This is a genomic window from Luteolibacter sp., from assembly GCF_058122085.1.
Window position 1 is genome coordinate 1 of the sequence record NZ_JBIKBQ010000039.1, and the last position, 13509, is coordinate 13509.

At 61.7% G+C, this 13509-nt stretch carries 13 protein-coding genes; 6 read left to right on the forward strand and 7 right to left on the reverse strand.

Annotation, left to right across the window (positions count from 1 at the left end):
* A partial coding sequence (locus AC4DF4_RS07620; protein ID WP_490047521.1) for a GIY-YIG nuclease family protein occupies window positions 1-249 on the reverse strand: 249 nt, incomplete at its 3' end.
* 53 nt (window positions 250-302) lie between these two features.
* On the opposite strand from AC4DF4_RS07620, the gene AC4DF4_RS07625 reads away from it, so the two are divergent.
* Window positions 303-623 carry a hypothetical protein gene (locus AC4DF4_RS07625; RefSeq protein ID WP_490047522.1) on the forward strand — a complete coding sequence of 107 codons (321 nt, stop codon included), beginning with the start codon at window positions 303-305 and terminating at the stop codon, window positions 621-623.
* A gap of 558 nt (window positions 624-1181) precedes the next feature.
* Here the strand turns inward: AC4DF4_RS07625 and AC4DF4_RS07630 are convergent.
* From AC4DF4_RS07630 to AC4DF4_RS07645, 4 genes are all read right to left on the reverse strand, one after another.
* Entirely contained in the window at window positions 1182-2516 is a 1335-nt protein-coding gene (locus AC4DF4_RS07630; protein WP_490047523.1) for a B12-binding domain-containing radical SAM protein, read from the reverse strand.
* On the reverse strand, window positions 2513-2896 hold the full coding sequence (locus tag AC4DF4_RS07635) for a hypothetical protein (protein ID WP_490047524.1): 384 nt from the start codon (window positions 2894-2896) through the stop codon (window positions 2513-2515). Before AC4DF4_RS07635 ends, AC4DF4_RS07630 begins: the two co-directional genes overlap by 4 nt.
* Window positions 2897-2914: 18 nt before the next feature.
* Window positions 2915-3664 carry an SGNH/GDSL hydrolase family protein gene (locus AC4DF4_RS07640; RefSeq protein WP_490047525.1) on the reverse strand — a complete coding sequence of 250 codons (750 nt, stop codon included), beginning with the start codon at window positions 3662-3664 and terminating at the stop codon, window positions 2915-2917.
* Between the two features lie 146 nt (window positions 3665-3810).
* Entirely contained in the window at window positions 3811-5595 is a 1785-nt protein-coding gene (locus tag AC4DF4_RS07645; RefSeq protein WP_490047526.1) for a sulfurtransferase, read from the reverse strand.
* Between the two features lie 179 nt (window positions 5596-5774).
* On the opposite strand from AC4DF4_RS07645, the gene AC4DF4_RS07650 reads away from it, so the two are divergent.
* The 5 genes from AC4DF4_RS07650 (at window position 5775) to hpf (ending at window position 11664) form a co-directional block, all read left to right on the forward strand.
* Entirely contained in the window at window positions 5775-6698 is a 924-nt protein-coding gene (locus AC4DF4_RS07650) for a bifunctional riboflavin kinase/FAD synthetase (RefSeq protein ID WP_490047527.1), read from the forward strand.
* 48 nt (window positions 6699-6746) lie between these two features.
* Complete coding sequence (locus tag AC4DF4_RS07655) at window positions 6747-6884, forward strand: hypothetical protein (protein ID WP_490047528.1); 138 nt, start codon at window positions 6747-6749, stop codon at window positions 6882-6884.
* 64 nt (window positions 6885-6948) lie between these two features.
* Complete coding sequence (locus AC4DF4_RS07660) at window positions 6949-9327, forward strand: Amuc_1098 family type IV pilus outer membrane protein (protein WP_490047529.1); 2379 nt, start codon at window positions 6949-6951, stop codon at window positions 9325-9327.
* 26 nt (window positions 9328-9353) lie between these two features.
* Window positions 9354-10889, forward strand: a complete 1536-nt coding sequence (locus tag AC4DF4_RS07665) for a hypothetical protein (RefSeq protein WP_490047530.1) — start codon at window positions 9354-9356, stop codon at window positions 10887-10889.
* A gap of 187 nt (window positions 10890-11076) precedes the next feature.
* Entirely contained in the window at window positions 11077-11664 is a 588-nt protein-coding gene (gene hpf, locus AC4DF4_RS07670; protein ID WP_490047531.1) for a ribosome hibernation-promoting factor, HPF/YfiA family, read from the forward strand.
* An 83-nt stretch (window positions 11665-11747) separates the two neighbouring features.
* Here the strand turns inward: hpf and AC4DF4_RS07675 are convergent, their stop codons facing one another.
* Both AC4DF4_RS07675 and AC4DF4_RS07680 read right to left on the reverse strand, forming a co-directional pair.
* Window positions 11748-12986: a hypothetical protein gene (locus AC4DF4_RS07675; RefSeq protein ID WP_490047532.1), complete on the reverse strand. Its 1239-nt coding sequence runs from the start codon at window positions 12984-12986 to the stop codon at window positions 11748-11750.
* Window positions 12970-13365, reverse strand: a complete 396-nt coding sequence (locus tag AC4DF4_RS07680; RefSeq protein ID WP_490047533.1) for a hypothetical protein — start codon at window positions 13363-13365, stop codon at window positions 12970-12972. Before AC4DF4_RS07680 ends, AC4DF4_RS07675 begins: the two co-directional genes overlap by 17 nt.
* Between the last annotated feature and the right edge of the window lie 144 nt (window positions 13366-13509).

The following is a 13509-nucleotide window of genomic DNA, read 5'->3' on the forward strand; positions in this document are numbered from 1 at the left end:
GCTTTCGGATTCGAATCCACCATACCACGCCAGTGTCCAAGGTCTGCCAGTTTTGGTCGAAATGTTTCCACCCTGATTGGGGACTTTCAGGCGCTTTTTCAAATCCGTTGAAAAGCCGTAATAGAATCGTTCCGGGTTCTGCTCGGAGCGCAGGATATAGGCGTAGAACATGTGATCAAAATTGCGATAAGTTTCCGGCATGAGCAACTCTTCTCCGCCACCCTTCTTCGCCAAGGCTACGAAGGGCATTCTTCGCTTCCATTAGCTCTCCGAAGGCCTGCCATTCGAAGCTTCCGGCACGCTTGGGCGTCATGAAACCGCGACATTCCCGCCGATACGCCACCTTACAAAAGCAACTCGCCGCCACCGGACCCGTGAGCCAAGGCAGCGTCGCTTTCCAACCGCCTGGCGCTTGGCGCTGGACCTTCAAGATCAAAGGCAAAACCGCATGTGTCGCCCTGTCCGAAGAGCAGGCGGCGCAAATGCTTCAAGCCATCGAGAACCACAAGCGGGTGGAGGAAATTGTAAAGGAAATGAGGGAAATTACCCAGACCTCAATCCTTGAAACGGTTCCTGGGATCCGGCGACGCAAGCCACTCTCTGAGATCCCAAAAGCACGTTAAGTTAGCGCCATTCGGGTCAGTGTGCAAATCTTGAAAGAATTTCAGCGAGAATCCCCGTGTGATCCGAAAGTCTGATTCCGGCTTTGCATTCTACGCCGGGACAAGTTCCGGCAGCGTATTCTTTCGGTAGCCATCGTTTCAGTGAGAATCGCAGGTCGGGCGAGGTGGCGAGGTGGCGAGGTGGCGAGGTGGCGAGGTGGCGAAGTGGCGAAGTGATCGATGAGGAGCTTGCCGTCCGGGTCGGTGAGTTCCGCGGTGGGGATGGAGAGCGAAGGAGCGGGGGGAGGAAGAAATGATGAATGAGGAGTGTTGATTTTTGATGGGGAGAGAAGAGTAGTAGCCTCCGGCGGGAGAGGGTGAGGTGCGGCGGTCATAGACGCGCCGCTACAGGGGCCATGCACGGAGCGAGACGCTCCGGCAACGGACTTGGGGCGAGACGCCCGCAGCCACGCGGCAGGAGGAACTGGAGCAGGAGATCGAGGACTTCAGTCCGGACTGGGGAGGAATCGAAGACGGACTGAAGTCCTGGACTACGTTTGAAGAAGACGCGGCGCGGGGTCAGGCGATGAGCTTCCGAGAGGCTTCCCGCCCGCGGACTTTGGCCCGCAGGTGCTGGCGGAAACGCTTGCTCCGTTGCTCGACGAATTCCGGCGCGTAAAGCCGCAGGGCCAGATTGCGGAAACCATCCCTCAACTCGTCCACACTCATGTCGGTGGGACGGAAGTTGATATCAAACAAGGTGCAGCGTTCGGTCGCATCCGCAGAGAGCAGGCGGCCTTCTTCTGATAACCGTTTCCACAATGGGGTGCCGGGAAACGGCGTGAGATAGGTGATCTGAACATCGTAAACGCCGCTCTCCTCCACGAAGCGAAACACATGTTCGAAACTCTCCGGTCCGTCGCCATCCAAGCCGAGGATGAAGCAACCGTTCACGGTGATTCCATGGCGTTGGATCGTCTCGACCGCGCGCAGGTAGCGGTCGGTGCGGCGCGCCTTCCAGTTGGATTTCTGCTCCACGCCATTGAGCGACTCGAAACGCGGGCTTTCAAAGCCGATCAACACCTGATGGCAGCCGGCGTCGCGCATCATTTTCAAGAGGTCCTCGTCGTCGGCCAGCGAGACGTCGGTCTCGGTAAACCAACTCAGGCCTTCCTTTTCCAATCCCTTCATCAACTCGCGACCATGGCGTTTGTCGGCGAAGGTATTGTCATCGGCGAACTCGATGAACGGCCGGCCGAACAGCTCTTTCAAGCGCCGCACCTCGGCGAGCACCTTGTCCACCGGCTTGGTGCGGAACACCGGTGAGAGCCGCATCGAGGCCGCGCAGAATTCGCAGGCATAGGGACAGCCGCGCTGGGTCTGCACGGTGAAACGCGGGTAGCGCTCGGGAGATAACAGCTCGAATCGCGGCATCGGCGCATTGCGGAAATCGAAGGGCCCCTTGATGCGCGCGTCGTAAACCGGTTTCAGATCACCGCGTTCCAGATCGCGCAGCACTTCCGGCCACACCACCTCGCCTTCGCCGATGACCAGGGCATCGACGTGTTTCGCGGCCTCCTCCGGCGCTAGCGTCGCGTGCAGGCCGCCAAGGATCACCTGGATGCCTTTTTCGCGAAAACGCGCGGCCATGGCATACGCCTCCTTCGAGGTGGCGCTCAGCGTCGAGAGCGCGATCGCATCGAAGCGGTCCGGCACCTCGTCGATGTCCCGCACCTCGAGATACTCCGCGCCGATGTGCGGCGGCGACATGCCCGCCAGCGTTAGAAGCCCGAGCGACGGCAGCGCCTCGATTTCGCGGGCACGCCGGGCCACGGCGGGAAACGACAGCCCGAGCTCCAGCAGTTCCGCATCGACGAGCCGCAGCCCGCTCATGGCTACATATCCGATGTTCATGATCGTGAGAATAGGATGATAGCGATGCCCGTCGCGGCGGACAGCACAGGAATGAAAAACAAGTGGCGGAAGGGTTTCCACCAGGCACAGAGGAAACAACAGGACGGCATCGTGATCAACGCCACCAGCAGGGAGATCGATCCGAAGCGCGCGGCAGCGGCGGGGACGCCGAGCGGTGCCAGCGAGAGCGCGTAAAACAGGTTGATCAGCCCGATCCCGAAAAACGAGATGTGGCCGAGCCTGACCATCCGCCGCTCGCGGCTGCCGTAGCCGCCGAGCCAGTCCTCGCGATGGAACAGCATTCCCATCACCGCGCCGCTGAGCACACCGCCTAGAAAGCCGGACCATCCGGCCATGAGTGATAGTTGAAGCGGTTCCATCGGAGGATTGATTGGCGGTTAGTGGCTGGAGGCGTTGACGAGACCGTTGAGGGAATTGACGAGACCCGGGCCAGTTCCACGACCGCGGCGGGGTGAGTAAAATTCGACGAGTTCTTCGACGGCGCGTTCCGCCACGACCAAATGTCCGGCAGTGGTCGGATGCACGCCATCCCAGAAGAGATAGTCGTCCACATTGTTGCCGGAATCAACCGCTTCTTGGGTGGCGTTCACCAGGCCGAATCCTTCGGGATCGGCGGCGATTTCCCGGATCAGGCCGGCGGCATCGAGGCGGATCGTCGGAATCCCGGCGGCGTCCAGCGAATCCAAGGCCTTGTCCAGCCCGGCGTTATAGACCTCCGTCAGATAAGACAACTGCGCGCTGCCAACCGGCCCGAGCGAGCGCCCGAACGGCGTGAGTCCGAGGTCAGGCAGGTTGGCCACGAGAATGTGCCGGGCTCCATGGCTGGCAAGCGCGACGACCGACTGGGCGGTGTTTTGCACCGCGTGATGAATGGTCAGGCCCATGTTGCCGCCGAAGGTCAGGGTGGTGAAAAGATCGTTGGCACCGATCCAGACGGTGTGGAGCGCGGCGGGGTCGGCCCCTCCGGTGTAAAGGAAGGCGTTTCCGGTGTCCGACAGGCTGTCGCCGAAGGTCACGATTTTCGAATACGGCTTATCCGCCGCGGCGGAAACAGCGGTGAGGACGAGCGAGGCGGCGAGCGCGCGACCGGTGTTGCGGACGACGGATGATAGTTTGACGGGGTTCATGATCATGTTGGTTTGGAGTGGGGACCGGCTCCGGCCGACCTCGCGGTCTGGGAGCGAAACTTCCTCCCGACACCCAACAATCCGGGAAACCCGGCGCAGGTTACGCACCCGGCCGCATTTTTTGAAAATCATCCCATCCCACCCGACTACGCCCAGTCCGGGCGCGCCGTCTCGAAGCGCATCGCCTCGCCCGTCCGCGGATGCTGGAACGAGAGTTTCCAGGCGTGGAGCTGGAGCGGCGGAGCTTCGGGATCAAGCGTCTGCGTGTCGCCGACGCGGCGGTCTGGCAGATACGCCGGATCGCCGACGACGGGATGGCCGAGCTGCCAGAGATGGACGCGGATCTGGTTGGTCCGGCCGGTTCCCAACTTCGCCTCGATCAAGGTGGTGCCGTCCGCGCAGCGCTCTATAATTTCGAAATCAGTGCGCGAGGGCAGGCCGTCTAACTCGTCGATGCCGCGGGTGCCCATCACATCGGGTTCGGCGGAAATCGGAGCTTCTGAAAAGAAAACGTCCTGTGCCGGATGACCGAGCGCGCGGACGAGGTAGCGCTTGTCCACCGCGCCTTCGAGGAACTGGCGCTGCAGCAAGCGGCAGAAGTGGCGGGTGCGGGCGAAGACGACGAGGCCGGTGGTGTTCGCGTCCAGCCGGTGCACCGGACGCGGGTATTTCGGCGCGTAAACCCCGTTCAAAATGTGTTGGAGCGTGTTGCGGTGGAAGCGGCCGCTCGCGTGCATCGGCAGCGGCGCGGGTTTGCGGACCACCAGGATCGCCTCGTCCTCGTGCAGCACTTGGATTTCCGCGGACACGGGCGGCTCGACATCCGGCGGGAAGATTTGAACGACTCGCTCGCCGCCGCGCACGACGTGGTCTTTTCCACGGACGCTGCCGCCGTAGTTTTCGAAGCGCCCGGCTTCGCAGCGCGACTCCCATTCTGTTGGAGAAACCTGCGGGAATAGTTCGACCAGCGCTTCGAGCAAGGTCCGCCCGTCGAGAGCCGCCGGGATGTTGACCGGGCGGCGGTTTTCCCGCGGGACCGAGCCGGGCAAGGGATTTGAAACCTTGGCGATCGCCTTGTGAAGCCGCGTGATCCGCTCGGCCATTCGTGCCGGCTCGCTGACGAAACAATGCGGGCAGCTCACGCCCTCGACGTGCCGCGGGTCCTCCTGGTCCGCCGCGTCGAGCGGGGCCTGACAGGCGAAGCAAACCGCGTAGCCGGACTCGCGCAGTCCGGGGTCCACGCCCACGCGCTGGTCGAAGACGAAGCACTCGCCGTCGTAATGGTCGCCGCCGCATTCCTCGAAGTATTTGAGGATGCCGCCCTCGAGCTGGTAGATATTCTTGAACCCCTCGTTCTCCATGAACGGCCCGGCTTTCTCGCAGCGGATGCCGCCGGTGCAGAACATCACGACCGGCTGGTCCTTGAGCGCTTCCGGCAGTTTCCGCACCGCGTCCGGGAACTCGCGGAAGGTGTTGATGTTAGGAATGATCGCGCCCTTGAAGGTGCCGAGCTTCACCTCGTAGTCGTTGCGGGTGTCGAGCAAGGTCACCGGACGACCCTCGTCCAGCCAGCGCTTCAACTCCGCGGCGGGGATCTTGGGCGAGGTATAATTCGCCGGCCGGATGCTCTCCATGCCGAAGGAGATGATCTCCTTTTTCAAGCGCACCAGCATCCGGTTGAACGGCTGGTCGTCGCTGAGGCTGATCTTCGGTTCCAAGCCTTCGAGGCCCGGAACCTGCCGCAGTTTCGCGAGCAGCAAGTCGACGGATTCCGCCGCTCCGGCGACGAACAGGTTGATGCCTTCGGTGCTCAGCAGGATGGTCCCTTTCAGCCCCCACGCCTTGCAACCGGCGCTGAGATTCTCGCGCAACTCCTTGAGACCCGTTAGCTCAGCGAAGCGGTAAGTGGAGATATTCGTGACAGCGGACACGACGGAAAAACAGCACGAAGCCCGCGCCGATGCCAGTGAAGAAACCGGAAGTTACGGAATTCTCCGGTTTTGATGGCCATGCGTCTGACCGTGGCGAGGTTCTCGGCCGCGTTTTTTGTCGCGGCGGCCCCGCCATCTAAAGCCTTGAAGAGGCACCGCCGCAGGGCTATCCCGGACGGGTGCTGATTCGACACCGCCTTGAAGACCTGCCCGCGCTTGGCGTCCCGCTGCATCTCGCGCTCGGCGTTTTCGATGGCGTCCACACCGGCCACCAGGCGGTGATCGCACGCGCGGTGGAAGCCGCGGCCCGCGAGGGCGGCTTGCCCGGAGTGCTCACTTTCGATCCCCATCCGATCCGCGTGATCGCGCCGGCCAAGGCGCCCACAGCCTTGTTAGGAACGCTCGCCCACAAGGCGCGGGTGATGGAAGGGCTCGGCGTGCGGCTGTTCATCCCCTTGCATTTCGACATCGAACTCGCCCGGATGGAAGCATCCGAATTCATCGATAAACTCACGGCCACCCCCGTTAGAACCATCGCCGTGGGCGAGGACTGGCGCTTCGGCCACAACCGCGGCGGCGACGTCAACTTTCTCCAACAGGAAGCCGCCAGGCGCGGCTTCCTGTTGGAGGCCGTGGCACCGGTCATGCACGACGGCGAGCGCGTCAGCAGCACCCGCATCCGCCAGGCGATCCGCGATGGAAATCTCCACGCGGCGGAACAAATGCTCGGCCGCCCCTACTCCGTCGCCGGCAAAGTCATCGAAGGCGAGAAACTCGGCCGGACGATCGGCTTCCCGACCGCCAATCTCGCCACCGGCGAGGCCCAACTGCCGCCCGACGGCGTCTGGGCGGTCCGGGTGCTTCTGCCAGACGACCGCGACTTGCCGGGCGTCGCCAACCTCGGCCTGCGCCCGACGGTCGGCGGGGACGCCCGCACATTTGAGGTGCATCTGCTGGATTTTCCCGGCGATCTCTACGGTCAGGAACTCGAAATCCGTTTCCAAAAACATCTTAGGCCCGAGATCAAGTTTCCTTCCATCGACGCGCTCCGCCTTCAAATCCAACAAGATGCGGATGAGGCGAGAAAGATTCTGACCGTGTAATAGGAATCACCGGCTTGACAGAAACAAGTTCACGTGAACACTCATCGCGTGAACACTTCATCCCCGCTCTTCATCAAGGTCCGCAAGCTGATCGAAACCAAGCTTTCCCCCTACTTCCGGCCTCAACCGGTCCGGCGGCGGAGGTTCGAGGTGCAACTGGAATTTCCGTGGCATTCGAAAAGATGAATTTCGCGGATTTTGCGCTTATCTTTGGGATTTTCGCCCTCTATACGTAGCGCCGACCGTTCCCATGGAGACGCACAAACCCAATAACCATTTCCTCGGCCGTGCCGCCTTGCTGGCCGCCTGCTTGATTGTTCCATCGCTGGCTGGCGAGACACGCGGAGGCTCAAGCCTTGCCGCAACCGAAGTTTCACGCCGCAGCGCCGCCGTTGACGAAGCGCGGGAACTCCTGAGAAAAGGCGATGAAGCCTACACCGCCGGCCGTTTTGCGGAAGCCGTCGAAGCTTATGCGGGTGCCCGCGAGTTGATTCCAAACGCCCCCGTTTCCGCCGAGCTGCGGTCCGCCGCCGCCGAGCGCTACGCCCAGGCATCCGTCGAACAAGCGCGCGTCCTCTCGCGCAACGGCGATGTGGCCGCCGCGAAAGCCGCCGTGGACAAGGTGCTCGTCGAATCCGTCGCCCCGAACCATCCGGGCGCGTGCGCCTTCCGCGCACAGCTCGACGACCCAATCCGCACCAATCCCGCGCTCACCAAAGAGCACGCCAAAGACGTCGATTCCGTGCGCCGCCTGCTCTACACCGCAGAGGGCGCTTTCAACCTCGGGAAATTCGACCCGGCGAAATCCACCTATCAGGACGTGCTGCGCATCGACCCGACGAACTCCGCCGCGCGCCGCGGCATGGAGCAGGTCGCCGCGGCGAAAGCGGGCTATCAGAAGTCCGCTTACGACCACACCCGCGCGGAGATGCTCAGCCAGGTCGACAGCCAGTGGGAGCTGCAGGTTCCCACGCCGGATCTCGAAGCGGCGCTTGTCGATCCCGGCGCGGGCTTCTCGGAAGCGAATTTCGTTTCCGTCAGAAACAAACTCGACCGCATCATCATTCCAAAGATCGCGCTGGATCAATCCTCGCTGGATGAAGCACTCGATTTCCTACGCCTGCGTGCCAGCGAGAACGACACGCAGGAAACCGACCCGGCCCGCCGCGGCGTGAATTTCACGGTCAATCTCGGACCCTCCGACTCCCCCACCGCCACCCGCGTCCGCAACTTGCGCTTCGATCTCCGGCTCGCCCAAGTGCCGGTCTCGCAGGTCCTCAAGTATCTCACTGAAATCACCCAGACCTCCTACACGACGGATGATTTCTCGGTGATCATTTCGCCGCTGGGCTCCTCCTCCCAGGAACTCGTCACCCGCACCTACCGCGTGCCGCCCGATTTCATCGGCAGCATGAGCAACGCCGCCGCCCAACCCGCAGCCGCGGAAGATCCGTTTGGAACCGCTCCGGCAGGCGAAGGTCTGCTGCCCAAGCGCATCGGTGCGCAGGAAGCGCTGGCCCGGCAAGGCGTGCCCTTCCCCGAAGGCTCCTCCGCGAGCTACATGGCCGCGACTAACACCCTTCGTGTCGTCAACACCGCCACCAACCAGGACTACATCGCCCAGATTATCGACGCGCTGACCAAAACGGAACCGGTCATGGTGTCAGTCAAGGTGACCATGATCAAGGTGGAGCAAATCCGCCTCCAGGAGCTTGGCTTTGATTGGTTTCTCGAAGGTGGCGGAGGAAACGACCTCGTCCTCAGCGGCGGAACCCAAGGCAACGGCCGGGACGCGAGCGACGTGACACCGCAACCCGGCGGCTCGGTCCTCAACCCGGTCACCGCCGGAAACCGCAGCGGGGACTACGCCACTTCGGACAACTCGATTGACAGCCTGATCGCGAATCAAGCCGGCCGCCAAGCCAGCGCATCCGCTCCCGGCGTGCTGAGTGTTTTCGGCAGGTTCAACGATTCATTCATCCAGGGAATGATGCGGGGCCTCGACCAAAAGAAGGGCGTCGATATCATGGCCCAGCCTGCCGTCGTGACCCGCAGCGGCCAGGCCTCCTCCATCGCCATCATCCGCGAGTTCATCTATGCCACCGAATACGAACCGCCCGAACTCCCCAACAGCGTGGGTAGCGGAGCGGGGGTCACCCCCATCACCCCGGCACATCCGACCGCCTTTGATAAACAAGACGTCGGAATCACCTTGGAAGTGACCCCCGTGGCGGACGCTGACAAACGATACATCTCCGTCACCCTCAACCCCACCTTCAGCGACTTCGACGGCTTCGTGAATTACGGCAGCCCCATCAACACCCTCAGCAACGGGCTTCTTGGCAACGAAACCGTGGAGCTCACGAAAAACGCGATTCTCATGCCGGTCTTCAGCAAACAGCGACTCTCGACCACCGTCGACGTGGCCGACGGCTCGACCGTCGTTCTAGGCGGATTGATGCAGGAATCCGTCCAAAACGTGGAAGACAAAACCCCCATCCTCGGCAGCATCCCCATCGTCGGGCGCTTTTTCCAATCCAACGCCAAAAAACCGATCACCAAGATGGTTCTGTTCACGGTCAATGTGGAACTCATGGATCCAACAGGCCGCCGCTACCGGGACCGCTGAGCCCGATTTTTCCTCACTTCCCGAAAATGCCACCCGTCCCCAGCGAACCCGAAAAATACTCCATCGAAGAGATGATGGAGAAACTGAAGAATTCCCCGACAGGAAATCCCGAGGACGGAGAGCTGGTCATCCGTCCGGACGGCAGCCAGGCGATTCGGGTCCGCAAGCGGAAGCGCCGGTCCAGCCAGCCGCTCAAGGAGAACCACCAACGCACCCGCCGGGCGCGCATCGTCCAGGTGACCGCCGCGATGATCCTGGTATTCCTGGCAGCCATGATCATCGGCGGCGCGATCATCTACGCGAACAGCAAACCGTTCCGCGAGGGACTCACCCGGAAAATCGAGCAAGCCAGCGGCGCGACCACCGCTCTGGAGCAATTCCGGATGAACCCGAAAACCGCCAACGCCGGAAGCCTCTCGCTCAAATGGCCCGCCGGCAATGTCCTTGAAAGCCTCAAACTCCGCGGACTCACCGCGGAAATCTTCCCGTCGAGTTTCCTCGGCAACGCCATGACTGGTGAGGAAATCTCAATCGCCGAGGCCACCTTGGCACTTCAGATCCAGCAACCCGGCGAAGCCTTGCGGAACTCCCCCGCCCCTGGCGGAGATCTGCCCATCCGCTTCAATCGCTACCGCGCTCCGATTTTCAACCTCACCATCGGGAACCCGAAAACCCCGCTCCTCAGGCTCCTCAAGTCCGAGGCCTCGCTCAACCCGGAAACCGCTGGCGGCCGGGCCCAGATAAGCCTCTACAAGGGCGACATCGCCATCGCCGGCTGGCCGAAACTCCGACTCGATCGCGCGCTCATCGAATTTCGCGGCGACGAGGCCGACATCATCGGCCTGCGAGTCCTCCACGAGTCCGACAACCGCGGGGCCTTCGAGCTTTCCGGCACGGTCACTCCCTATCAAGCAGACCGGATTTCCTCGCTCGATGTCCGCCTCGAATCCTTCGAGCTGGCCGGCATCGTCGGCCCATCGCTTGGGAAAATCTTCTCGGGAAAAATCGATTCCCTGCCCGTCGCCACCTCGAATTTCCTCGCCTTCAAGCCGCGCGACGAAGCATCGCTCACCCTCGACCTCGCGTTCCGCGCGAGTCCCAATTCGCAAATCGAGGTGCAGGGATTCCCCTTCCTCGTCGGCCTCGCGCAAGGCTTGGACGACCCGTGGTTCCAGCATCCCGTCTTCGAGGGTGATGCCGGCGGATCGATCCACCGTGAGGGCGACGTCGTCACGCTCCGGGACCTCAATTTGGAGAGCAAGGGACGGATGGCGTTGCGGGGCGAAATCTCGATGGCCCTCAATCAAACCTTGTCCGGAACTCTCCAACTCGGCGTCGCCGAAGCCATGATCGCCTCGGCCAAAATCACGCGCCTGAATTCGATGTTTGGCCCGGCCACGGAGGGTTTCCGCTGGATCAGCTTGAAAATCAGCGGTCGGGCTGCGGCCCCCGTGGATAATTTCAAGGAACTCTATACATCCTCCGCAGTCGCCCCCCGGGAAAACCCCGCGCCGGACGACAGCGAGGGCTCAAGCTTCGAGGACCTCACGCGGCCCAAGTGAACGAGTCGCCGCAGGTGAAATTCCACGGCCCCGGCGCGGACCGAGAGGCCCTTTCCGGCCCGGCAAACCGTGCGGAAAATTTCTAAAGTTGGGCGTGGCATTCCGGTCAAATCTGGTTCAAGGTAACTCACGGACAAGGCGGTTAGAACCGCCGTCCGCTCACCCAAATAACCAACCAAAAAACATCATGCAAACTGCCAACGTCAATCTGCCGATCACCGTCACGGTGCGGCACGAGCAAGTGACCGATGCCCTCCGCGACCACGCGACCAAGAAGATCGAGGGACTGCATCTCGATTACCCGCGAATCATCGAGGCCAAGGTCATTCTCGACGTCCAAAAAAACCGGCACATCGCCGAAATCATTCTTTTTTGTGCGAACCACATCACCATCGAGGCTCACACCGAAGGCAAGGACATGTATGCGGCGCTCGATGAAACCATCGAGAAAATCGCCCGCCGGATGCGCAAGCATAAGACCCGCCTGCTCAAAAAGCACCGCCCGCATCGCAACGAGTCGATCCGCCACCTTGAAGAGCGCTTTTTCACCGAAGCCGTCCTCGACCATCCGGAAGGCTCCGATGTCGAGCCCGTGCCCTACATCGTCCACCCCGAGAACTACTCGGTCCGCACGATGTACAAGGAAGACGCTATCATGCAGCTCGAACTCACGGATCGCCCGTTCGTGCTCTACAAGAGCGCCCGCCGCGACTGCCTGACGATCGTTTACCGCCGCAAGGACGGCGAATACGCCGCGCTGGACATCAAGGATTGACGCGTGGTGGCGACCACCGGTCGCCGCGAATTCATCCATTACAAACAAGCCGGACAGGGAAACCTGCCCGGCTTTTTTGAGGGTCACTCCTCATCCAAGACCTCGCGCGCCTCACGGAGGAAATCCTGGGTTTGGGCCAGGATGCCGATGATTTTGAAACGAGTCTGTTGCCGCCATTTCGGAGTGGCGAGGGCCTCCTCCTCCGCAGAATCGAGGCCGCGCAGGGCGTCGTCGAGGTAGCCGCGCGCCTTCTTGAGGCGGACGATAATGTTGCCGGCGATGGATCGTTCCGGCGGCCACTCGTCGTAGCGCTCCGCCATGCCGAGAGCACCCGCGAGTTTCGCGCTGGCGCTGCTCACGCTGTTCAAAATTTCCCGCAGCGGGTGCTCGTCTTGCGCATCCTCCGCGACCCATCCCGCGTTCTGGACATCATGGTAAAGCTCAATGGCAAGATCGCAGCACTCCTCCACCAGCGGATGACGCTCTTCTTCGAACTGGTTTTCACCCTTCCATTTCTCCGCTTCGAGATCGACGAACGCCTCTTCGGCGATGGCATTCATTTCCTCAATCCAATGCCGCCGCTCTTCCGCTTCTTCCGGCGTGAGTTGCGGATCCTTCTCGCCGCGTTCCCGCATCAAACGCGCGCGTTCCTCGGCATAAACCTGGTCGAAGTCCATGATGTCGAGTTCTCCCCGTTCGAGCCGGGCCGTCACGCGATCCAGCAGCAATTGCATTTTCGCGTCCTCCGCATCGGCTTGCGCTTCCTCCAGTGATTGCGGGCTGTCGTCATCCTCATCGTCTTCCGCCGCAGCCATGGCCATTCCCGCCCGCTCCATGAAATCCGACATCGCCTCCGCATTCGCGGCTTGTCGGGCGGCCTCGTCCCCGTCGACCATCATCCATGCGGGCTCCGCGTCGAGTTCGAGCTGATAGTTCGTGGCCTCGATGACGACCCGCCCGTTGGTGATGCTGAACCATTCCAGATAGAGCGAGTTTCCCCAATGCCAGGGAAACGGCTGTTTGGCCGAGTAAAACTCCATCAGCTCGTCCATCGTGCAGTCCGGCACCTTCACCTTGCGCGATGCGGTCATGTCGCCGACCGCGCCTTCCTGATAGGCGGCGAGTTCCGGTCCATCGCCCGGTTTCGCATCAGGATTGGTGAACTTGAGCACATGCCCGGCAAGATCGCGCCATGGGTTTCCCTTCAGCTCCAGTTCCACCGCCTCGGCACGCCCGGCGAACCAGAGCTTCCCGACCACGCGACCGGGGGTGCGGTTGTCGATTTCTCCGCGGACGACCTGTTCATCAATGCGCCATGCCATGCTTGGAAACTGAATCGATTGCAGTCTTTGTGCAAGCCGGCAGCGCTTCGTGTGAAAGGCTCAGCGCCCCCCCAGCAACTGCCAGTGGTGAATCGGCTCCGTGGGCCTTCTGTCGTTTGGGTCCCTCGCCATCCGCCAGCCGAAGAAGACGACGGAGCAAATCAAAGTGGCCAACAAGATGACCATTGCCTTTCTTTTGCAGAAAAATTTCATTTTGGGCGGCTCGAAGAGGCTGATCTGAGACGGGGCTCGAATTTAATCCCTGTTCGAGACCGACGATCCAGCAGGACAAACGGAGGCTCCCAGATTCATTCCTGCGGAAATGGTGGTCGTCGGTGGATAGGGCGCGACGGGTTGTTTGATTTGTGGAGGATTCCATGTGTAGGAATTTTGACCGCCGGATGAACGATGGCCTTTGACACGGCGTTTGGCCAGCCATTCGTGGGTCATGGGCTCGCGGCGACCGGTGATCGCCACTACGCACGAAAAAGCCGGACGGGGGCGAACCCGTCCGGCTTTTGTG

Coding starts and splice junctions, on each gene's coding strand:
- AC4DF4_RS07630 (WP_490047523.1), bottom strand. CDS start 2,516: ATGAACATCGGATATGTAGCCATGAGCGGGCTGCGGCTCGTCGATGCG.
- AC4DF4_RS07635 (WP_490047524.1), bottom strand. CDS start 2,896: ATGGAACCGCTTCAACTATCACTCATGGCCGGATGGTCCGGCTTTCTA.
- AC4DF4_RS07640 (WP_490047525.1), bottom strand. CDS start 3,664: ATGAACCCCGTCAAACTATCATCCGTCGTCCGCAACACCGGTCGCGCG.
- AC4DF4_RS07660 (WP_490047529.1), top strand. CDS start 6,949: ATGGAGACGCACAAACCCAATAACCATTTCCTCGGCCGTGCCGCCTTG.
- AC4DF4_RS07665 (WP_490047530.1), top strand. CDS start 9,354: ATGCCACCCGTCCCCAGCGAACCCGAAAAATACTCCATCGAAGAGATG.
- hpf (WP_490047531.1), top strand. CDS start 11,077: ATGCAAACTGCCAACGTCAATCTGCCGATCACCGTCACGGTGCGGCAC.
- AC4DF4_RS07675 (WP_490047532.1), bottom strand. CDS start 12,986: ATGGCATGGCGCATTGATGAACAGGTCGTCCGCGGAGAAATCGACAAC.
- AC4DF4_RS07680 (WP_490047533.1), bottom strand. CDS start 13,365: ATGGAATCCTCCACAAATCAAACAACCCGTCGCGCCCTATCCACCGAC.